We start from the raw sequence: 20721 nt of genomic DNA, 5'->3' as shown, positions 1-20721 counted from the left end.
TCAATCACAGCGACTTATGTAAAACGGGTATAGCGCAGCAGACGCACGAGTTGGTCCAGCCGCTCTATTTCCCGATCCCATTCGTGAAGCGGCTGCCCGGCCAAAGCAGCATTCGCTCTCAGATCACGCAGCGGGTTCATCCTGCGACCAATCAGCTTTAGCACCGTCGCCTTACCCATATTATTGATTACCGCATATTGCGTTAAGGGATCTACCTCGATCCACAATACATGATACTGTTGGAAAAATGACAGCAGTTGCTGTTTCAACTCCTCCAGTTCATCAGACTCGCCTGCGATTTGCAGATGATGATGAAAAGCCACGTAGCCCATCACCCGCAGGTCACTGATGATTTGCTCCAACTGAAGCGTTTCGTTGATGTGCACACGGTTTATAATGAAATTCACCCCCAATCATAAAAAAAACAACCAGCTTACACGCCAGTTGTTTCCCGTTCCACAAAATACTTATTAGTCATATAATGAGCCTTGCCTCTGGATGTGTCAACCATTCCCTTTTTACTGTCAAGAAAGACAATCTCCCGGCATTTGGTGCAGTACCACTTGGTCCGCTTAATGGGGGATTCCGTCACATACGATGTACCACATTTACAATCTACTTTAATCAAGGTTTCTGTTGATTTGTAAGCCTGGGACAACTCTTTTAAGCCAGTATCCGGCTGTTGAATCGGGATAATGACCTCCTGATAGCTTGAATACTGATTATGCACTTTAAAATCTGCCACCAGTTCCGCATGCAATCCAAAGTACTCTTTGCCAATCTCGGTTACAAATTTTTTGCCGATTCTGTAACACTCAAGCCATTCCTGTATCTGCTGATTAGACAAAGGTACTGTGCCCTTGATACCGCTATTTAGTGTGTAAGTCATGATGTATAAAGTATCATCTTGTCTATGTCCGTACATGAGAAGCCTCCTTATAATACACTTGATAATGTACTACAAAGCGCAAAAAACATCAATTTTATTATTTGGCAAAAGGCTATAACAGCCTAAAAAGCTCAGAGAATAGAGCATTTAGAATAAAAGCAACTGACTATTGTCAGTTGCTTTGTCTTTCCACATAGTACCTGTTTGTCATATACCACGCCTTGCCTTTTTCCGTATCCACCATGCCCTTTTTACGATCCAGAAATACAATATTATTGCATTCCTTGCAGGACCACTTTGTTCTTTTGTGCGGGGACTCCTCTATATAGGAAGCTCCACATTTACATTCAACCTGAATTAACGTTTTATGCTGATTATATGCATCTGCCAGCGGATCCACATCTATAGCCTTGCGTTCTATCACAGGCTGTATCATGGATATGTGCTCTCTCTGCTCCGAGTATTCATTATGTACCTTAAAATCTGCTACCAGCTCAGGGTTTAAACCAAAATACTGTTTGCCTACTACCGTTACAAACTTGCTGCCAATTCGATATGCTTTGATCCATTCCTGAACCTGCTTACTGGATAGGTCGACAGTTCCCTTTATGCCGCTGTTTAGCGTATAAGTCATCAAGTGTTGGTTGGGTGTCATATGTCGCCTGTTCACCTCCAATCAAGAATATACCACAGGTAGCTCTATGGAAAAGCTACTTCCTGCTACCTGAAGCAACGAGCTTTTCTTCCTTGTGATTCTTCTTCAACACCTTTATATAAGTATAACTTAAAACCCGAAATATTGGCATTTGCATTCTTAGACTACCACCGAATGCATTTCTATCCTTGTATAACTTTGTGGTACAGCCTTCTGTATTGATTATTCATGTGAGTTGCCACATGATCGAATGGTAGTTTCTTCCTTCTATATATAATACAACATTTACACACAAATTCCTACATCTTTCAGCGGTTTAATATTTTATTTTTTTTCACCTTGTCAGAATAAAGCGTTTATTTCTTTTTATTTTGGTTCAATGCAATAACAATGGTCACGATTAATCCGATTAGTGTAACTAATAACGTACCGAACATCATCATTAATGTCAGAGCATCTTTAACCTCCACAAGCTTCATCTTCTGCTCTTTCAACGGCTTGAATTAGAGTCATGTCTGGTTGCTCCCGTTTATACTCAATAGCTTTTTCATAAGTACCGTCAGCGTCACGCCACTCCCAAAAAGTATGTACATCAACAGTCTCAAGGAAATAAACAGACAATGCCTCCACTGGATTCGCGACATACATTTTAATAAACTCTTCATTAGGGAGTTGAGCGTACCGTAGATACTGGCTTTTCATTTTATAGAGTAAATTAGCAATATCATGTAAGTTTATATTTTTAATTTTGTTAACGAATTCATTGCGTCTTTCAACAGTATTCAGTATGATTTGGATAGCATTACGAATACGCCAATCATCAGGTCCGATATCGAGCATGTTGATTAAATCGTTGGCAGTAAGATTAAAGTTAAATGGAGCTGGCTTAATAATACGTGTCCACACGTCATCATTTCCGTTTTCAAACACTTGAATAGCGTCTGATACGTTTAATCCGATCGTCTGCCATTTGCGGTTAAGGACATCTGTAATGTGGAAGTAGTATAAGCCTGTCTCATCTTTTTCTTCTTGTTCCCAAACCTGCTCCATGCGCACGATGTCTTTGATGGCTATTATGTTGATCTTTGCTTTGTTTGTCATATGTATCATCCTTCATTTTAATTTATGAAAAATAATTTCCAGAGACCATTTCTACATATTTTGAATTCATTTAGGCCCCTTATGCATTCATAATAACCGTTTTAGAATACATAGTCAAATGTTTTTGAATACAAAATTACTCTTTTTTAATTCATTTTCGTTTTTTTTGAATTCATTCGTGTGATATATTTTCTCTTAGGGAGGCGAATCCATTTTGGAAAGAAAAAGTGTTATGGTGTATGAAGATATAAAAGAAAAACTACAATCCATAAAAACAGAGTTAGGTTTGAGTAATGAAAATGATGTTGTCAGTTATTTGATCAGTGTATACGAACACTCCGATTCTCTGCCCAAACAATCTCAAATTCAACTTATCAAACTTATAAAATAAAGATACAAAAAAATCCTTGAGTGTATAAGTACTCAAGGATTTTTTGAACTAAACTATTGAAACGAATGGCCGTGAATGCTTTTCACTGAATCCTCATTACACATCACTATGATATAATGGACCATCAGTATAAAAAGGTGAGGTGACTCTAATTAAATGGGAAGAGATTACTAAAACGCTCCCAGACCGTTTTGTTTTAATTGAAGCTATCAAAGTCAGTTCTAACAACCATATACGAAACCTTGAAGATATGGTGGTAATTCAGGATTACGACATCCCTCATCAAGCATGGGAAGGGTATAAACATTTTCATAAGCTGTACCCTGCACGTGAGTTGTATGTCTTTCATACTAGCCGAATCGATGTGGAATTCGTTGAAGAATTCTCTTCGAAGATTCACATTCCACTTTCACCTTTAAAATAACCCCAAGCAGGTGACTCATGCCTAATCATATAAATTGGATTACCATCACGCTCTGCCCGTAGAAACCTTTGACCCTTGAAAATTCCTGCGGGCTGAGCCTATCCCAAGGGAGCGTGATGGTAATGAAACCTAATCCAAAAAATCGTAATCAAGCTTATTTTAGACACCACAGAAAGCGGGTTATCCAGCGTAAAAAACGTCTTTCAGCACAATGGGGATGGGTCATCAAATTCGACGGTGCATTCTCCAAGGGAAAAATCCATTGTTCACAGCTACTCGATTATGATTTTTAAACCACAAATGATCTAAACAAGCGAATGTCTAATTCTGAGACACTCGCTTGTTTTTTTTATGTTCACTACAAAACAAAAGCCTTCCCGACCCTCCCTCACGGTTGAAGGACCATCGAGAAGACTTTGTACCCCGCAAGGAACAAGAGGTCAGATTTTTAATTCGCCAAGCCTGATTAATTCCACGACCGCCTGTGAACGACCTTTTACGTTCAATTTTTGCATCACATTAGAAATATGGTTTCGGACCGTTTTTTCGCTAATAAATAGCTGTCCGGCGATGTCACGCGTCGTTTTGTCCTGCACCAGCAGTTCAAATACTTCACGTTCACGGTGAGTTAACAAAAACTTGTTTTTGTGGTCGTTACCCTTCGTCAATTTCACCCCTCCTTGCTCGGGTTTTGTGTGGTGTAACAAGGTTAAGGGATACAGTCAACACATTTTATGTCATGTGCTCAGGTATGGTTCAATATGCGGATAAAAATGGGCATAGGCACCTTGCTTACTGCATTAATGATGGGTTGGACTTTGTGTCTAAATTATGTATTGACAGGCATATGGGCCAGCCTTATGATAAGAAAAACCGCGACTGATAATCATTATCAAATAAAATTCGATATAGATATCGCGCAACAGACTATGGTTCAGGCCCAGTGTGGCCAGAAAGGGTGTCATTGATTATGAAACTACGTTATGCCGTACCGGCCGGTGTGCTGGTCTCTTCTATTCTGTTTGCTGGCTGCGGACAAACCGGAACTGCTACTCAGCAGCCCGCTGCAGCAACCAAAGATGCGGGAGCAGCAACACAGACAACGACTCCTGCGGCTTCTGCCCCCAATTTTGATCAAGCGGTAGCAGCTTACCGCACCTATGCCACCCAGCAATGCGATACGTTTGTGAAGAAGACGGAAGAATTCACGAATGCGGTCAAAGCAGGCGATCTCGACAAGGCCAAGGCGCTGTATGCTCCCGCGCGCATGTACTATGAACGGATTGAACCGATTGCGGAAGCGCTGGGCGATCTGGACCCGAATATCGATGCTCGCGACGGTGATGTGGATGCAGCGGATTGGCGCGGCTTCCACCGTATTGAAAAAACATTGTGGGAAGAGAACTCGACCAAAGGATTGGACGAGTTTGCCGACCGCCTGTTGAGTGATGCCAAGCTGCTGCGTGCCAAGGTAGAAACGGTCAACATTGACGCCAGTCTGATGGTAACGGGTGCGGTCGAGCTGTTAAATGAAGTATCTACCTCCAAGGTGACGGGTGAAGAGGAACGATATTCCCATACGGATCTGTACGACTTCGCAGCCAATGTGGAGGGCGCCCAAAAGATCTATGACATTCTGAAAACAGACCTGAACCAAAAAGATGCGGCGTTGGAAAAACAAATTGGTGAGCGCTTTGCGGCCTTGCAGCAGGAGTTGGCTCCTTTCAAGGAAGGTGAAGGCTACGTGTCGTATACAAAGCTGAAGCCGGAAGAAATTAAAAAGCTGAGCCAGAACCTTGATGCCTTGGCAGAACCGCTGTCCCAAATGGGTAAATTGTTAGGAGTGTAATGATATGAAGGGTTTTAAGCGGCAAAAGGATCAGGGAGCGTCGCAGCATGCGGAATCCCACAAAGAACAGGCTGAGCTGGAAAAAAAGGATGCGCTGCCAGCGGATGATGAGCTGTCAGGAAAGAGCAAGACCGTATCACGCCGGGAGCTCTTGAAGCTGGCCGGGGTAGGTGGACTGGGTCTCCTGCTCGGCGGCGGTGGCGTGGGAGCTGTGCTGTCAGCCGGTCAACGCCTCGAAAGCATGATGACAGAGGCAGATACCCTGGATATGGTCCCTTTTTACGGCAAACATCAGGCCGGTATTGTGACTCCGGCACAGGATTTCATCTGCTTCGCAGCCTTTGACCTGACGACAAGCGACAAGGCACAGGTGCGCAGCCTGTTCAAAGCCTGGACGGAAGCAAGTGCTACGATGACTTCTGGTACGCTGATCGGCACGGATAATGAAAACCTCAACCTGCCTCCTTCCGATACGGGCGAGGCAGCGGGGTTGTCGCCGTCCCGGACGACGATCACCTTTGGGGTAGGGCCATCCTTTTTTGATGGCCGCTATGGTCTGGCAGGGCTTAAACCTGCCGGCTTCCGCGAGCTGCCGCGCTTCCAGGGGGATGCGCTGGATGAGCAATGGTGCGGCGGCGATATCGGGGTGCAGGTATGCGCCAATGACTTGCAGGTCGCTTTCCATGCCCTGCGTAATTTGGCGCGTATCGCCCGAGGAACGGCAGTGCTTCGCTGGACGCAGGAGGGCTTTCAGCGGACAGCACAGGCCGACCCGGCAGGCAGCACACCTCGCAATTTGCTCGGCTTCAAGGACGGTACGGGGAACCCGGACACGTCCAAGGCAGACGAGATGAAGCGGCTGGTGTGGACACAAGCCAGTGATGGGCCAGCATGGATGGGCAACGGCAGCTATATGGCTGTACGCCGTGTACGCATGCGGATAGAGGTGTGGGATCGCTCCACACTGGGCGATCAAGAGGATACCTTTGGACGCCATCGCAGCAGCGGTGCCCCACTAGGGAAGGCCAAGGAGTTTGACAAGCTCGATCTGGCGGCTACAAGTCCGGAAGGCAAGTCAGTTACGCCCCCTACCTCTCATGTTGCATTGGCTCATGGAGACGGGAGCATGAATATTTTGCGGCGCTCTTATTCATATTCAAGCGGATTGGACAAGCAAACAGGACAGCTGGATGCCGGACTGCTGTTCATCAGCTACCAGCGTGATCTGTTCAAGCAGTTCGTTCATATTCAGGAGAAGCTTGCGCGCAATGACAAGCTGAATGAATATATTGTACACAAAGGCAGTGCGGTGTTCGCCTGCTTTCCGGGTGTATCGCAAGGCGGCTACATCGGGGATACGTTATTTTAATAGCAGGCAAGGAAGGGGATTTATGATGAAGCGGCGCAATAAAAGCTTGGGATGGGTGTTGCTGCTGGCAGCTCTGCTACTGACAGCGACTCCGTTCATATCCGATTCCGGAGCGGTCGCTTTTGCACAAACAGATGCCAAAGCTGTCTCCAACGATCAGCTAATGCCTGTGGTAGGCGGAGCGCTGGTGGAAGCGGGACAGGCCCAATGGGTCGAAGCCTCCGGGGATCTCAAACAATTCCGTGCCCTGTGGGAGACTGCCAGAACGAATGGCGGGGATTCAGCCCACATCGCGGCTGTAGATCAGGCGCTCACCGACGCGGAGCAGGCGCTGGCCAGTGGCGGCGGGGAGTCAGCGAAAGCTGCGCTATCCGTGCTGGCCCGCTCGGTCAATGAGTATGTGACTGCTGCCGAAGGAGATCAACCAGCCCCGGCTGGAGCCACAGCAGCAGAAAAACTGCTTCCTATGGCGAAGGGCAGTCTGGCTGCCATGCAAAAAGGCGACTGGACCGCTGCCCGGGTGGATTACGACCGAATCGTAAAGGCCTGGTATCAGGTGGAAACCCCGATTCGTTTGGACAATTTTTCGGTATATAGTGCGCTGGAAACCAAAATCAGTCTCATTCGCATTTCCATGCAAGCCGAGCCGATTCGTCAAGAACAGGCTCTTAAGGAAACGCAGGAGCTGACGACCCTGCTATCTGATTATAGTCAGGGCAAGTCCGTGAACACAGGACAGGGAGCAAGTGCAGGCAATGCGGCGCCTGGAACGGCGAATGGTAAGACTGCATCCCTGAGCGATGCAGTCCGATTGCTTGAATCCGCACGCCAGGATGCGGCAGCCAATCAGCCAGAGCAAGCAGCTGACAAAATAGGTCAGTTTATCGCTCTGTGGCCTTCTGTGGAGGGGCATGTGCAAATTTCCGATCCAGCTTCGTATACTGCGATTGAAAATGAAATGACCGAGACTTCCGGTCATCTCCTGTCTTCTCCACCAAACACGGCCAAAGCGATCCAGACGCTCGATCAAATGCTGGACAGACTCCGCCCGTTGACGGAAAATCGTTCCTACACCGCCTGGGATGCCGCTCTGATTTTGCTGCGCGAGGGCCTGGAGGCCATTCTCGTGCTCGCAGCCCTGCTGGCGTATGCCCAAAAAAGCGGCGAAGCCGTAGCTGGCCGCTGGATATGGGCAGGCGCCGGTACGGGACTGGTGCTGAGCGGAGCCTTGGCGGTGCTGTTCACCACGCTGGTGGCGGCTGCCGCCTCAGGCAGCATGCGTGAGCTGCTGGAAGGCGTCACCGGGCTGGTGGCGGTTGTGCTCATGCTGACTGTGGGCAGCTGGCTGCACAGCAAATCCAGCGCCGCCGCGTGGAACCGCTTTGTTGAAAGCAGTGTCGGCAATGCGCTGGCGCGCGGCAGCCTGTGGTCGCTATTCGCCGTGTCTGCACTTGCGATTTTGCGTGAAGGAGCCGAGACAGCCATATTTTATATCGGTATGGCTCCAGCCATCGAAACCTCGCAATTGCTGCTCGGCATTGGCTCAGCGATGGCTATACTGGTCGTCCTGGCATTTGCAATCATCAAATTTAGCGTAAGGTTGCCGATTCGCGCCTTTTTCCTGACTGCCACTGTACTGATTTACTATCTCGTATTCCGATTTCTGGGCGAAAGTATTCATTCACTTCAGGTGGCTGGCAAGCTTCCGGGGCATACTGCCTCCACACTCCCTTCCATTAGCTGGCTGGGAATGTATCCGACTTGGGAAACGTTTGTCCCACAAGTGGCTGTGCTGATCTTCATGGTGTGGCAGCTTGTGCGTCAGGAAATACGCAGCTCCAAGCAACACTAATCCAATCCACATTGTTCATAATATAAAACGCCAAAACACGGGGTCAGTGTGTATCGACTCCGATGATTTTGGCGTTTTTGCATATTTACAGCACAACTTTGGTTACAGTTCATCTTTGGTTACAGCGCATCCTCGGGCAACGGAATCATGCGCTGATGATGCAGCAAATCCGTGCGGTCACCGTGTTCACGAATCACATGCACCTCCCCGCGAAAATCGAGCAGCTCTGCCGGGGTAGCATGTCCCAGAAAATGCACTGGACTATAGCTTAGTCCATAAGCCCCCGCGTTTGGAAAGACGATATAGTCGCCCTCCTGAATCGGGGGAAGCTGTGCTTTTTTCACCATACAATCCTCGGGTGTACAGAGCGGGCCAACAATGCTTACGGTTTCCAGCTCCAGCGATGCTTCTGTCGAATGCTCCTCTATCCGGTTTGCAACCTCTCCTGGCAGTTCAACAGCAATGTCCTCCTGAATAGGAGCATTTTGCTGCCCCATGCGCATATTAGCTCCCATTTCCCGTACTTCCTGTTCCGTCACCTGCCTGCGCATAATTCGCACCGGGTAGTTGTCCCGAAGACGGCGGCCCCGAAAGGTAGCCGAGACATAATGATTCATGCCGCCATCAGCCACCACAAACTTCTCTCCCTTGGACTCCTTGGTATACAATGCCCGGCAAACATACCTACCTGCTTGAGCGACCAGATACCTGCCGCTTTCGATAATTAGCGTAACTCCCGGCATACGGGATCGGGTCTGCTCGGCGAGCGCGTTCAGTCCGTCGATGACTTGCTCCATATCCAATGGCTGCTCATGAGCAAAATAAGGGACACCAAACCCTCCGCCCAAATTTACCGTATGCATGGCAACACCATACCGGGCCTGTACCCGTTCCGCCAACTGCAGCGTGTTTGCAAACGAAGCCAGAATCTGATCCGCTTTTAGCATTTGCGTGCCTGTATATACCTGGATGCCTTGAAAATAAACATGTGGGCATTCTTCCAGCGTCTCAAAAAAGTGATCCAGCTGCCCTTCATCGACACCAAAGGGACGGGGAACACCGCCCATTTTAATCGTCGCCCCCGACAGATCGTTATCGGGATTGATACGAACCGCAGCCCTGACAAATAAGCCCGCTCGCGCAGCAATGTCCTCCAGTAGACGCAGCTCCCGCACCGATTCGACATGAATGCAACCGATTCCGCAGGCTACCGCCTCGCTCAGCTCGGCTGCTGTTTTTCCCGGTCCGGCGTACAGCACGTCTTCCGCGGCATATCCTGCCTCCATGGCGACGAACAATTCCCCGGCCGAAGCGATCTCAACGCCGCAGCCCAACGAGCGCAGCAATCCCGCCAAGGCTACGTTGCCGTTAGCCTTAAGCGCGTAATGTATACGCACAGCCGGGTGCAACCGGGCCAACAGCGAGCTGACATGAGCTGACATTGCGTCTCCGTCATAATAGTAAAATGGTGTCGGATGATTACCAAAACGCTCCAGCAAGGACTCGTCCTTTTCAACCATCTGCTGAAATCCCCCTCTTTTCGCTTTTCTATCCTCAGCATGTTGCACATACTCATACTGCATAGATCGTCTCGCCCGAACGTGCTGCCTCATGAATGGCTGCCAGCAGTCTGACTCGCTCAGCGGCCTCACGGAACGGAATCGGCTCCGCTTCCCCCCGGATGATGCTGCAGAAGGCTTCCAGCTGATTGACATAATAGTTCATAGGCTCGAAAACAGTTTTCATTTTGGATTGTGGCTGTGGCTGAAATTGTGAGTGAAAATGGGATGCCAACTGATGCGATGATCCCTCCGTCAATACAGCCGTAGCCGTTATATTCGGCGTGATGTCCTGTACTATTTCCGTCATTTCCGTCTTGAGTGTCATTTTATAAAAACCCAGATTTGCCCGAAAACAGTCCTGCAAGGTGACAACCGCCGAATCAAAGGTCAGTACATGAGCGCAGCGATAAGGCCGCTCGAATGAAAAGAGAGCTGACGCCTCCAAGCCGCCCGGATAACGGGCCTGTGCGTGAAATGTCCAGTCACAGCCATGGGGTCCGTCGAAATCCGATTGGCTGCGGAATTCCGCCTGCTCTAATCCAACGACGGCCTGAAGCAGCTGAAGCCAGTACACGCCCAAATCCCAAAAGCATCCCCCGCCCTGCTCCGGCCGGGATCTGTAATTGTTCGCATGCCCGTCTCTGGCGGGAATGCACAGACTCGTTGCTATGGAGCGTAAACGACCATAGCAACCAGATTCCACGATCCTTCGCAGCTCACGCTGCCAGGGATGATGCATCACCATGACTCCCTCCAGCAGGTAAGCACTGCTCTGCTCAACAGTCGCGGCCAAGGGAATCAGATCCGCCGTATTCAGGCACAACGGCTTTTCCACCAGCACGTGCTTGTGAGCCTGCAGTGCTTTGCCAATCCACTCGGCATGCAGGTCGTTGCTAAGTGCAATATATACAGCGTCGATCTCCGGGTCCTTCAGCAGATCCTCGGCATGCCGATAAACGACACTGACCCCAAAACGCTCTGCCATTTCTTCCGCCTTGGCAACCGTACGATTCGCGAGCGCGGTCACACGAGCCCCCGCAACGTGCTGGGTCGGCTCCAGCAATGCACGTGGCGCAATGGCAGAACAGCCGATGATTCCAAAGCGGATATCTCCTACCGCAGGTTCATGTGCAGCAGCGGCGAGGTTCATGACCCTTTCTCCATTCCCGATGTACTCGCCTGCATTCGAATGCTATTCACATACGACTCCACATAGCGCGGCGTCTGACTGCGCAGCTCCACGATCCTCCGATGCATATTTTCCAATACCTCAGCACTGCCGCCATAGGTTTCCATCCACGTCTCATAGCGCATACCTAGTCCCAGACGTTCCCACAGATCCGCATTATGCTTCTCATGCACACCAAACGGCTCCAGCATAATAAGCGGAGTAGCTGTAGCGAAAGAATCGGTCATGCTGCCTCCACCGGGTTTACTGACAATGGCTTGGACATGGCATGTTCGGTCCAGCAAGCTATGGTAATCCGGCCCAACCCGATACACTGTCTCCTCGCCCGGTTTTACCTCTCCGAAAGGTGGAAACGTATGCTTTCCAGCTTCATTTCGCTGCCATGTTCTCCACTGCGGGTCCATCCGAAAATAGCGTATACGGTCCCGTTGTTCATCCGGTTGATCCTGATCATACAACAGCAAATCCAGCTCCCAGCCCGCCTCTTCCAGCTGTCCAACCTTGTCACGGTATGTGCCCATGCCCCAGCCGCCGCCATGTACGAATAAGCGGGATTGCCGCTCTTCAAACGAAACATACTCAACAGCCGGAATATCAATATAATGGCTGACTCTATTCTTCTCATTTTCAAATAAAGTCGTTTCTACACAACCATCAGCAAAATGCGGGTTATGCTTGGCTAGATTTTTCCAGGAAGGGGAAGGTGTCGAATCCATATACACGATGTCCACCTGCACCGACTCCGGATTTCTTCGTTTGCGATACTCCTCCAGCACATACATCCAATGACCGGATAAGCATATAAAATACCGCCGATCCTCTGCCATCCATTGGTTCAGCAGTACTTCCATTGCAGCAGGGTCCAATGAATTGCGCATATCCTGCGGCACCTTCTGTGACATTAAGGCTACGGCAAAATTGTCGTGATAAGCTTTGCGGCTTTTGTCGACCTGGAGACGGGCCGATTCCGGCAGCACATTTTCAAACACATGAATTGCCGTATCGAAGCCAAGTCTGCGAAAACCCGCTTGCAGCAACAAGCCAGGGGTATAAAAGCCCAGTCCGAAACCGGAACACAAAATCGTTATCTTCGTCTGCTGTTCTATACTTGTACGCATGCTCATACGCCTCCCGTTTAATTCAGCACTGTAAAATGATGCTCCGCCAAAAAACGCTCCAGCTTTGTAGTCAAACGCATTTTGTCTTCGTCCCCCGCAGCAACCAGTTCCAAATAAAGACGCCCCTTTCCTCGGGTCTGTTCGCTTCCGGCAGCTTCTTTTTTACCACTTAAGTCCGGCTTGGCCATGCCATTCCCTTCTGATCCGCGATCACCGCTGCTCATCCCACTCACGCGAACCTGCTTGGCAGATGATCTGCCCTCGCGCACGGTTGCATTGCTGCTTGTTGTGCTTGATATGCTTGTATGGCCTTCAATCCTGTTTTCTCCATCCCGTCCACCTGTGTTCACATATAACGTATTGGCGCCCAGCGGCATTATGCCTTCCTCACGTTCTCCTGTGAACAGCAGTCCTTCACATTTCAGCCCTTCCAGCAGTTCCTCATAAGACAGACTGCCGTCATGGGACAGTGAATAATTCGTCAGCGTGCCACGCATGTTTTTCGTGGCGAGAAAATTATCGAGCTGATGCTTGATCAAACTCATCGACTTGCGGGCGTTAATTTCGATAATCGGCTCCAGCTTTCCGCCACGGAGTGTCATGGAGTCAATGCAAACATCACCGTAATATCCATCCTGATACAGCTGCCGTCCCACGTCCTGCATTAAGCTAAAATAACCCTCGCGCTCCAGCCGTTCCATAAAAGCCTCGTCCGGCGACAAAGATTCCCGATAGGCAAATTGAGTGTTGGCCAGCCATTGCACGGATAGGATATCCACCCTCCCATCATCACCAATCAAAAATTGGCATGAAAAATCCTGCTCTTTTTCCAAAAAAGGCTCCAGAATGAATAGCACCTGTTTGCCTTTGCGCTCCTGTCCACGCAAATACGATACGATCCGGTCCAGCATTTGTGTCGAAGTAATGTGCAGGTTTCCTTTGCCCGATACGCCAAAATCATCCTTGATTAAAAAGCTTCCATCCCGCAGCAGCTTGCGCCCCGCCTCAGCTACATCCGCAAACGAAGTCACGATATGGCCCGGATTGCGCAGGCCGAGACTGCGTTTGAGATCAGAGGAATAGGTTTTGGCATTGACTTTGCGAATCGTCTCCAGCGGCGGCTGGTGCAATGTGATTCCCCAAGCCTGAGCGGCCTCTTCCACATATGGCAAGCCCGCAAACGGGCTGAGCACACAGCCCTCCAGCTGAGGGAAGCCCTCTCCGGTATCGGCCTTACGGCTGCCCAGCAGCTCAAAAACAGAAGCCGCTGATACGTTGCCGCCAGCTTGCTCCATTCCATTCGTCAAATCCCGTTCATTGACAGCCGGATGAAAGCCCAGCTCTGCGATATACTGACGATGCACGGGCGAAATCGCATAACGGGTCAATAATGCATCTCCCGGCTGACAAAAGCTGAACAGTAGTTCATCCATCGCTGCTACAATCGCTGAAGATGCCCGGTCAGGCAGAGCGGGCAGGGAAGCCAACTTGGTGTCCCGCCAGTATGCCTCCGCTTCGAACGTTCCCATATACAAATGACGCTGGCTCGGTATCGCATTCATGTCATTCGCTTCCTTTCTTGCTTCGTTATTAGCCTACTATGACTAGCCTACGCTACTGGCTTGCACTCGTATAATCTCGCAGCGCAAACTGCCATATCAAACGGATGATCGCCAGCAGCCAGAGAGGTGCGAGAAATGCCCATACAATCAAACCGGTATCCATTTTGCCGAGAATAAACATGGGTGGAAAGTTACAAATGACAAACACCGGAAGCACGAACAAGCCAATACGCTGAATCAGGTTGCTATACACGGCCATCGGCACATAGTTTGTCTCGAAAATGCTGTTGGACAGCTCCGTTACGCCATTCGTGCGGATAATCCAGAAGGCCAGCAATTGTGGCAGCAAAAACACGGAATAGGCCGTAAGCACCCCGCATCCGAGCAGCACAGCGAAGCCGCCCACGGTTTCCAAATCAAATGGCAGCCCGAGTCGAACCCAGCCAATGCCCGTCATGATTCCGCCGCCTACTACATTCGGCACGGTGTAGCCCAGCTCAAATTGACGCAGGGTCACCATAAATTGCAGCGACACCGGCTTGGTGATAAGCACATCCAGGGAGCCGGTCCGGATTTTGTCAGGCAGACTTGTAAAATTACTGTAGAACAAGCCGCTGTAAAATCCGCTCATCATCGTAAATACGCCGATATATAGCAGCACCGCATCGGGAGTCCAGCCGTTAATGTCCGTCCCGGCCCGGTATGGAACCGAAGCGTACAGCAGCTTGATGAGCAAATAAGCCGTTTCAACCAGAAACGCAGTAATAAAATTAATGCGGTATTCCATCTGCGACATGACGGAAAACTGGACGAACTTCCAGTACAGCCTAAAATAACGCCCAACGTTTCGGAAAACATTTTTCATGTTAGCCTCCTACCGAGACAAAGCGTTTGAGCCCGGCTTGCCACACCCAGCGTGATACGGCCGCCAGCACTGCAATCCAGAGCCATTGTACGCCAATGCCTTTGGCGGCTTCCAACACAGTCAGCTTACCCGTTAGCGCGTTCACCGGAAAAAATACGGTGTAGCTGAACGGCAGCAAGCTGAACAGACGGGCCAAAGCATCTCCAAAAATCGTCAGCGGGAACACGGTACCGCTAGCTACGTAAATGACAAGCGACAGCGTATAAAATAATCCCGCCGATTCCGTCACCCAAAAGGCTATGCCGCTCAGCGCGTAATAGACCACAAAATTGAGCACAAGCGCTCCCGGCAACGCCAATATGTAAAGCAGAATATGCGACAGCTCGAAGCCGATATGTCCGTCCAGACTGAGACATAGCAGCAAAATAACAGCCGCCAGCAGTACGACTGCGGATTGTACCGCTTTGCCACCGATAAATCGGCAAAAACGGTAAGCAAAATAATGCACAGGCTGCACCATGAATTTGGCCAATCCGCCTTCCTTGATATCTGTAGCAATTTCATATTCAAAGCCCGTGGCAATCAGTTTTCCGGTCACGCCCGCCATAACGACATAAACCAGCATTTCCGGCAGAGAATAGCCCAGCACTCTTGCCTGTCCCGAAGAGCCGAATACCGCAAGCCAGAGAAAAATTTGCGTCATGATCGGCAGCATAAATCCCGCCATCTGCAGCCAATAATTGGCCCGGTATTCCATCTCGTTTTGCATGCCAAGCTGGAGCACTTTCACATATTTGTTAGTTCGCATCAGCCAGCCTGCCCCCATCGTACAAATTGGCTATCCCCTCTTCCAGCGGGACATCCTCAATCGTAAAATCAACGACAGGCAGTGCGTCCAAAATCTTTTTGGACCAGGTCAGAGTATCTTCTGCATCCAGCTCAAATACCGCCTCCAGCTCGGAGCCAGAGCGCAGCTTGCCGAGTCCCGCCAGCGTCAGGTTAGGCACGGGAGTCTCCAGCCGGACCTTGAGCAGTTTTCGAGCACCGATGACCTCGTTCACCTTGTGCAAATCTCCGTCATAAACCAACTGGCCACCGCTAATAATGATGGATCTGCTGCATAGATCCTCAATATCCTTCATGTAATGGCTTGTCAGCAGGATGGTCGTCCGGTGCGCGCGGTTATAGGCTTTGAAAAACTCACGAATCCGCCGCTGGGAAACAAGATCCAGTCCGATCGTCGGCTCGTCCAGTAAAATAACCCGTGGACGATGCAGCAACGCGGCGATCAGCTCCATTTTCATACGCTCGCCTAGAGATAGCCGCCGCACCTGTACATGAAGCTGCTCCTCCACACCTAGCAGGGTGACCAGCTCGTCCAGCGCCTCCTTATAACGTCTTTCATCTATTTCGTAAATAAGCTTGTTCAGCTCGAACGACTCACTTGCAGGCAAATCCCACCAGAGTTGGTTTTTCTGTCCCATCACGATGGAAAACTGGCGTTTAAACTCTTTTTGTCGCTTCCACGGGGTAAAACCGAGTACCGATGCTTCCCCCTCACTGGGATGGAGAATACCGGACAGCATTTTGAGCGTCGTTGTTTTGCCCGCCCCGTTCGGACCGAGAAACCCGACAATTTCCCCTTCCTCAATACTGAAGCTGACATTTTGCACGGCCTTCTTGGTCAGCTTTTCCCGCCTGAACAGGTTTTGTAACGATTTGCGCACGCCCGGCTCCTTTTTGTAGTACGTAAACGTTTTCGACAATTGATTCAATGTAATGGACGGCAATGAATTCCCCTCCTCTTTCCTCTGTCCGTGACACCTTGGTGAACGTGCCTGATCCGACTGGCCCAAACGATTTAGCCGAACGCTCAACCTGAACTAATCGGCTGCCTGCTCCGTTAAAACCATTAAATTCTCCAGCATATACCGCTGTCTTTCAATCAGGCTCAGAGCGCGTTCCCTAATCTCAGGTATCCGCTGCTTGCGCAGCTGGAGGCCTGTTTTGTAAATATACAGATTGAGCTTGTGCCAATCTGCGTACAACGATTGGGCCAATTCAATCACATGCTGTGCCTGCGATCCCAGCGTAGCTTGATGCCGTAGGCAATAATCAGCGGTGTAATCCGTCAGATGAAGGGCACTGCCCAATCGCAGATTGTAATAGATTTCATGGCAGTACGTCCGAAAATCCTGATCCTCCATATCTGCCAACAAGCGGAAATCGTCGACAAATGCCCGGTACCCCGCATCCCCCCGCTTGACCTGCTTGCCTGTTGCAGCCTTTCCAGTCTGATTTGCCGACTCATCTGGTGTAGACACGCCTCTCCAGACCGCTTCGTGCCCGGTCACATACTGACGAATATGGTATGCACACGCAGCATGCAGCTCGCCTGGCGAAAGCCGGACAGGCTGCTCCACCAGCCATGCATATTCAATAATCCCCTGCATCAAATCATCGAGACGGGCCGGTCCCACATAAGTCATAGCCTGTCCCGAGGAATCCAGCAGGAAGCTATCATTTACCTGTGCCGTCCGCTCCCCCAGATCCAATCCGCACAGCTCAATCACATGACCCCTTGGGTAATTTTTCACATACACATCGTGATAAGTTAAGGCCGTGCTTGACGTATGCAGCATCGTACCGTAGCCTGACGTGAGCACTCGCAGCAGGTCGGTTTCATCGCTTACGCCAGCGATCCACGGCTCCACCTGAATCACAGGTCCGCCGCTGGCTGCCATTTCTTGCAGCTGTTCCGGATATTTCTCAGGTCCGAAGCGCTTCAAATCTCCGCTATACTCCGCGCACATGCTTCCACACAGCATGAACAGCTCGGATTCTGCCATGTTCACCCCATAGCGTCGCAATGACGTGCGCAGAGATGAATATACACAATGTTTCCCCGGAAGAGCGTTGGCTACTTCTTCAACAGCGTGATCAACAATGGAATCATGACGACTATCCATGCCAGATTCCTGCACAGGTCTGGTCTTCTCCGCGCCCTTATGCATATTTGCCCAGCAGACGTTCAATGCCTTGCAGTGTAGATAGATGCTCCAGCACCAGATCGTCGTCCTCCATCGTAATATCAAGCTCATTTTCCAGCTCCACAATCAATTCAACAGCAGATAGAGAATTCAGCCCCAAGGTTCGCAGGTCCTGATCAGGAGCCAACTGTTCAAGCTCGCCCGGAGCCAGTTTTAATACCTTTTCCAGCAAGGGTACTACATGGTATACATCTGTTTTCATCTTGAATTCCTCCCGAATTATAAGCATCCCAATCCAGCGATGATCCCTTCCAACTTGTGCGCATAAGCTTCTGCTTCCTGCCAGCTGTCTGCCAAAATAAGTGTGAATATTCGGTTCACATAGCCCCGTTTTACAGAAATATCCGATAGCGTGCCCGCCGTATAAACAAACACCCCTTGAGGACGCTCTGGTGTATAGAGCAAGCCCTCCTCCGCGAGTAACTCGCACAAGCGGCTATAGGTGAGGGGTGAAGCGGTAACATTGCGATAGTAACGGGACAATGTCTTATGCTGCTCTCCCAAGACAGAGGACAGGAACGAGATGTAAGTAGACAGAGTGAATCTGCCATTAATCTCGATCACCGGAACCAGCAATCCGCCTTCATCCACAAAACCGTCAATGGAGGCCATACCTGTATATCCGATGGAATACAGATAGGTTCCCAGTTGATAGGCGCAGCGTCTCACTTCTTCCTCCAGTGCAGGGCCAATATCAGCCGGAACCTGAGACCCGATATATACGGTGCCGTCCACGTTTTGCCTTTTTAGCGAAAACATCGTCACACCGCCGCTCTCGTCGATACAGAGCTGATAGTTCAGATCCATCTGTTTGTTGTGCCAGCGCTCCACCAGCCAACCGCCGGAGGATGGCGACGAGCCGCCGAAGCGTCTCATCACACTCAGCAGCGTGTCCAGCTTGGACAGCTCGTCCAGCATATACATGCCTTGTCCCGAGGCACCATGCGGCTGCTTGATAATCAGCTTCACAGGCCCGTCCGCCAACTCAGCCAGTCTGACACACTCCCTGCGGATCGCCGCTTCGTCTTCGCACACAGCACCTTCGCTGACAGCAAAACCAAGCTTTTGCGCGGTCAGGCGACTGAATATTTTATCATTCACCTGAGCGCTGACCGAGGACGGAGCCCCAATCAGCTCCAGCCCGCAGTACTCCGCAATCGCTTCCTCCTGCGGTGTGACCGCATACGGAACGAGCCACGCTTTGGCTCCACCCCCGCTGTGGCCTGCGTCCGCAACCGCGCGCAGTCGCGCCAAAAGCGCCTTGTCCGCCAGCACCAGCTCTGAAATCGGCGTTAGCGGGTCAGAAGGCTCCGGCACCTCAATACGCGGCAGGCTAAAGCCCAACCGCTGAAGCATGTCCAGAAAAGCCTCATCCGGCTTTTCGCGAAGTACAATGATATCCTGACTTCGACACAGCAGGAGATTCATTTCCTCCATCCGGTTTACAACCTGCTGTTCATCCCGATCCACCATCCCCCCCTTGCGGGGGGACGGATGCCATACCTGCTCTGCGCCGATATTGAACAACCAAATCAGTACACCATGATCTCGTTCATGAGCAAGCGCTTCCACAAGATTGATCGTTTTCGTCGTCACGTCCTGTCATCCCTCTCTTCCATCCCGTAACAAACAACATTCACAGGACACTATATATATTTCAAAGAGCCCGCTCCATGCAGGTATAAGACGCTGCATTTGGAGCATACGGGCGTCAAGCCCTCGTGATTAATCTTTTGACGGGTCTTCTCATACGCATCCGAATTCCATATCTCCTCCAGACTCTGCTCACGCAAGCTTCCAATCGTGAACTCGCTGAAAAATTTGCACGGCATAACCTTCCCATCCGGCAAAATATCCGTTCTGGAGGTGAGAGCCAGGCATTGATTGGAGCAGCGGCTGACCATTTCCTCGCCATGTATAAATTTGTCAATCTCCTCATAATCCAAACCGGGCTGATAGCGCACACGGATGTTCCACACCCGCTCATTGATCCGCTGCAGCTCCTGCATCAGAGGGTCGATATTATCCGGGTTGATTTTATATTTGAAAGCATGCCAGCTACTGATATTATTTTCTTCAAGCTGCCTGAGCCAAGAGAAGTTACGTGTAAAATATTCATCCATTTTGAGGGAGGTTTCTTTGGAAATGTACCAGGGGAATGTCAGCAGCACCAGATCCAGCCTTTTGTCCTCCAGCATTTGCAGAAATTCGTACATTCGTCCGATCATGTTGTCGTTAATGACCGCATGGACGGTTACCCGTCCTTTGTACAATCCCTGGTCACGCAGTTCAATCAGCTTATCCATCTGCCGCATCGTTTTTTGAAAGGTGCCTTTACCGCGAATCAGATCATGTTCTCTTTCAAAGCCTTCAATCGCTATTAACAGCTCCAGATTTTCAGATAAATCCAAAATCCGGTCCAAATATTTGTCAATTAGTAATCCATTCGTACAAAATGTCATTTCGCGCCGATCTTCCGCCAGCACGTCCAAAATTTCGTCAAAGCGCCGGTGAAACATCGGTTCACCGCCCCACATGTATAGCCGGGATTTGGCTTCCTTGGTCTCGCTCAAAATTTGCCGAAGCATGTCCGGGGCGAGATCCATGTTTTGCTCTTCTTTATCCATTTGATGATGATAGCCTTCCTCGTTCCATTCAAAGCAGTGTGTACATCTCAAGTTGCAGCGGTTCGTCAGCTTAATGCCGATCGTCTGGGGCATGTCCGTTTTGAAAGCAGGGTCCTGGGTTGCGTTACGATAAGACACGGAAGCGTTTTTCAGGTTACGCTTGATGAGCTTGAACGCCTTCTCATCAATCAGCACATTGCTTTTGGGCTGCATGCTAA

22 protein-coding genes are annotated in these 20721 nt (G+C 50.0%); 5 read left to right on the top strand and 17 right to left on the bottom strand.

The features are described 5' to 3' along the window. Positions 1-14: 14 nt before the first annotated feature. The 5 genes from B4V02_RS05440 to B4V02_RS05425 all read right to left on the bottom strand — a co-directional run bounded on the left by B4V02_RS05440 (position 15) and on the right by B4V02_RS05425 (position 2645). On the bottom strand, positions 15-413 hold the full coding sequence (locus B4V02_RS05440) for a hypothetical protein (protein WP_425270782.1): 399 nt from the start codon (positions 411-413) through the stop codon (positions 15-17). A 20-nt stretch (positions 414-433) separates the two neighbouring features. Then, positions 434-925, bottom strand: coding sequence for a hypothetical protein (locus B4V02_RS05435; RefSeq protein ID WP_007431810.1), 492 nt, complete (start codon positions 923-925; stop codon positions 434-436). Between the two features lie 136 nt (positions 926-1061). Beyond that, the gene (locus tag B4V02_RS05430) at positions 1062-1544 is read right to left on the bottom strand and encodes a hypothetical protein (RefSeq protein ID WP_007431811.1); all 483 of its coding nucleotides are present in this window, start codon (positions 1542-1544) and stop codon (positions 1062-1064) included. A gap of 356 nt (positions 1545-1900) precedes the next feature. Then, complete coding sequence (locus tag B4V02_RS26470) at positions 1901-2014, bottom strand: putative holin-like toxin (protein ID WP_232289129.1); 114 nt, start codon at positions 2012-2014, stop codon at positions 1901-1903. Then, positions 2004-2645, bottom strand: coding sequence for a hypothetical protein (locus B4V02_RS05425; protein WP_094154026.1), 642 nt, complete (start codon positions 2643-2645; stop codon positions 2004-2006). Before B4V02_RS05425 ends, B4V02_RS26470 begins: the two co-directional genes overlap by 11 nt. Before the next feature lie 214 nt (positions 2646-2859). Here B4V02_RS05425 and B4V02_RS25830 point away from each other — a divergent pair, with 214 nt between their 5' ends. Continuing rightward, positions 2860-3036 (top strand): hypothetical protein, encoded by a 177-nt coding sequence (locus B4V02_RS25830; protein WP_157136339.1) that lies wholly within the window; start codon positions 2860-2862, stop codon positions 3034-3036. A 546-nt stretch (positions 3037-3582) separates the two neighbouring features. After that, positions 3583-3753 (top strand): hypothetical protein, encoded by a 171-nt coding sequence (locus B4V02_RS25825; RefSeq protein WP_157739709.1) that lies wholly within the window; start codon positions 3583-3585, stop codon positions 3751-3753. Between the two features lie 147 nt (positions 3754-3900). On the opposite strand, the gene B4V02_RS05415 is transcribed toward B4V02_RS25825, so the two are convergent. Continuing rightward, entirely contained in the window at positions 3901-4128 is a 228-nt protein-coding gene (locus B4V02_RS05415) for a helix-turn-helix domain-containing protein (RefSeq protein ID WP_007431813.1), read from the bottom strand. Positions 4129-4430: 302 nt separating this feature from the next. Between B4V02_RS05415 and efeO the strand changes: the two genes are divergently transcribed. The 3 genes from efeO to B4V02_RS05395 are packed head-to-tail and all read left to right on the top strand — an operon-like array spanning position 4431 to position 8530. Beyond that, on the top strand, positions 4431-5309 hold the full coding sequence (efeO, locus tag B4V02_RS05405) for an iron uptake system protein EfeO (RefSeq protein ID WP_094154024.1): 879 nt from the start codon (positions 4431-4433) through the stop codon (positions 5307-5309). Positions 5310-5313: 4 nt separating this feature from the next. Then, on the top strand, positions 5314-6678 hold the full coding sequence (efeB, locus tag B4V02_RS05400; protein ID WP_094154023.1) for an iron uptake transporter deferrochelatase/peroxidase subunit: 1365 nt from the start codon (positions 5314-5316) through the stop codon (positions 6676-6678). Positions 6679-6703: 25 nt separating this feature from the next. Further along, complete coding sequence (locus B4V02_RS05395) at positions 6704-8530, top strand: FTR1 family iron permease (protein WP_094156944.1); 1827 nt, start codon at positions 6704-6706, stop codon at positions 8528-8530. Positions 8531-8649: 119 nt separating this feature from the next. Here B4V02_RS05395 and B4V02_RS05390 read toward each other — a convergent pair whose 3' ends face one another. From B4V02_RS05390 to B4V02_RS05340, 11 genes are all read right to left on the bottom strand, one after another. Next, positions 8650-10050, bottom strand: coding sequence for a type III PLP-dependent enzyme (locus B4V02_RS05390; RefSeq protein WP_094156943.1), 1401 nt, complete (start codon positions 10048-10050; stop codon positions 8650-8652). Between the two features lie 52 nt (positions 10051-10102). After that, the gene (locus B4V02_RS05385) at positions 10103-11242 is read right to left on the bottom strand and encodes a Gfo/Idh/MocA family protein (RefSeq protein ID WP_094154022.1); all 1140 of its coding nucleotides are present in this window, start codon (positions 11240-11242) and stop codon (positions 10103-10105) included. Next, entirely contained in the window at positions 11239-12399 is a 1161-nt protein-coding gene (locus tag B4V02_RS05380; protein WP_094154021.1) for a UDP-glucuronosyltransferase, read from the bottom strand. The genes B4V02_RS05385 and B4V02_RS05380 overlap by 4 nt, the downstream gene beginning before the upstream one ends. Positions 12400-12416: 17 nt before the next feature. Further along, a complete protein-coding gene (locus tag B4V02_RS05375; RefSeq protein WP_094154020.1) occupies positions 12417-13961 on the bottom strand; it encodes a hypothetical protein in 1545 nt (514 codons plus the stop codon). Between the two features lie 52 nt (positions 13962-14013). Beyond that, positions 14014-14826, bottom strand: coding sequence for an ABC transporter permease (locus B4V02_RS05370; protein ID WP_094154019.1), 813 nt, complete (start codon positions 14824-14826; stop codon positions 14014-14016). Between the two features lies 1 nt (position 14827). Beyond that, positions 14828-15634 (bottom strand): ABC transporter permease, encoded by an 807-nt coding sequence (locus B4V02_RS05365; RefSeq protein ID WP_094154018.1) that lies wholly within the window; start codon positions 15632-15634, stop codon positions 14828-14830. Further along, complete coding sequence (locus B4V02_RS05360; RefSeq protein ID WP_094154017.1) at positions 15624-16616, bottom strand: ABC transporter ATP-binding protein; 993 nt, start codon at positions 16614-16616, stop codon at positions 15624-15626. The genes B4V02_RS05365 and B4V02_RS05360 overlap by 11 nt, the downstream gene beginning before the upstream one ends. Before the next feature lie 93 nt (positions 16617-16709). After that, complete coding sequence (locus tag B4V02_RS05355; RefSeq protein ID WP_094154016.1) at positions 16710-17840, bottom strand: hypothetical protein; 1131 nt, start codon at positions 17838-17840, stop codon at positions 16710-16712. Continuing rightward, positions 17833-18078, bottom strand: coding sequence for an acyl carrier protein (locus tag B4V02_RS05350; RefSeq protein WP_007431825.1), 246 nt, complete (start codon positions 18076-18078; stop codon positions 17833-17835). Before B4V02_RS05350 ends, B4V02_RS05355 begins: the two co-directional genes overlap by 8 nt. A 17-nt stretch (positions 18079-18095) precedes the next feature. Continuing rightward, positions 18096-19472: a preATP grasp domain-containing protein gene (locus B4V02_RS05345; protein ID WP_094154015.1), complete on the bottom strand. Its 1377-nt coding sequence runs from the start codon at positions 19470-19472 to the stop codon at positions 18096-18098. 50 nt (positions 19473-19522) lie between these two features. Then, positions 19523-20716 carry a radical SAM/SPASM domain-containing protein gene (locus tag B4V02_RS05340; RefSeq protein ID WP_007431829.1) on the bottom strand — a complete coding sequence of 398 codons (1194 nt, stop codon included), beginning with the start codon at positions 20714-20716 and terminating at the stop codon, positions 19523-19525. Positions 20717-20721 lie beyond the last annotated feature (5 nt).

This window comes from Paenibacillus kribbensis (assembly GCF_002240415.1).
Taxonomy (GTDB): domain Bacteria; phylum Bacillota; class Bacilli; order Paenibacillales; family Paenibacillaceae; genus Paenibacillus; species Paenibacillus kribbensis.
The sequence above is the reverse complement of the archived record's forward strand: the minus strand, read 5'-3'. Positions and strand labels throughout refer to the sequence as shown.

What these genes read in the sequence shown, in the direction of transcription:
- B4V02_RS05355 (WP_094154016.1), bottom strand. Translation starts at nt 17,840, where the DNA reads ATGCATAAGGGCGCGGAGAAGACCAGACCTGTGCAGGAATCTGGCATG.
- B4V02_RS05365 (WP_094154018.1), bottom strand. Translation starts at nt 15,634, where the DNA reads ATGCGAACTAACAAATATGTGAAAGTGCTCCAGCTTGGCATGCAAAAC.
- efeO (WP_094154024.1), top strand. Translation starts at nt 4,431, where the DNA reads ATGAAACTACGTTATGCCGTACCGGCCGGTGTGCTGGTCTCTTCTATT.
- B4V02_RS05425 (WP_094154026.1), bottom strand. Translation starts at nt 2,645, where the DNA reads ATGACAAACAAAGCAAAGATCAACATAATAGCCATCAAAGACATCGTG.
- B4V02_RS05340 (WP_007431829.1), bottom strand. Translation starts at nt 20,716, where the DNA reads ATGCAGCCCAAAAGCAATGTGCTGATTGATGAGAAGGCGTTCAAGCTC.
- B4V02_RS05350 (WP_007431825.1), bottom strand. Translation starts at nt 18,078, where the DNA reads ATGAAAACAGATGTATACCATGTAGTACCCTTGCTGGAAAAGGTATTA.
- B4V02_RS05370 (WP_094154019.1), bottom strand. Translation starts at nt 14,826, where the DNA reads ATGAAAAATGTTTTCCGAAACGTTGGGCGTTATTTTAGGCTGTACTGG.
- B4V02_RS05375 (WP_094154020.1), bottom strand. Translation starts at nt 13,961, where the DNA reads ATGAATGCGATACCGAGCCAGCGTCATTTGTATATGGGAACGTTCGAA.
- B4V02_RS05385 (WP_094154022.1), bottom strand. Translation starts at nt 11,242, where the DNA reads ATGAACCTCGCCGCTGCTGCACATGAACCTGCGGTAGGAGATATCCGC.
- B4V02_RS05430 (WP_007431811.1), bottom strand. Translation starts at nt 1,544, where the DNA reads ATGACACCCAACCAACACTTGATGACTTATACGCTAAACAGCGGCATA.
- B4V02_RS05390 (WP_094156943.1), bottom strand. Translation starts at nt 10,050, where the DNA reads ATGGTTGAAAAGGACGAGTCCTTGCTGGAGCGTTTTGGTAATCATCCG.
- B4V02_RS05395 (WP_094156944.1), top strand. Translation starts at nt 6,704, where the DNA reads ATGAAGCGGCGCAATAAAAGCTTGGGATGGGTGTTGCTGCTGGCAGCT.
- B4V02_RS25825 (WP_157739709.1), top strand. Translation starts at nt 3,583, where the DNA reads ATGAAACCTAATCCAAAAAATCGTAATCAAGCTTATTTTAGACACCAC.
- efeB (WP_094154023.1), top strand. Translation starts at nt 5,314, where the DNA reads ATGAAGGGTTTTAAGCGGCAAAAGGATCAGGGAGCGTCGCAGCATGCG.
- B4V02_RS05380 (WP_094154021.1), bottom strand. Translation starts at nt 12,399, where the DNA reads ATGCGTACAAGTATAGAACAGCAGACGAAGATAACGATTTTGTGTTCC.
- B4V02_RS05435 (WP_007431810.1), bottom strand. Translation starts at nt 925, where the DNA reads ATGTACGGACATAGACAAGATGATACTTTATACATCATGACTTACACA.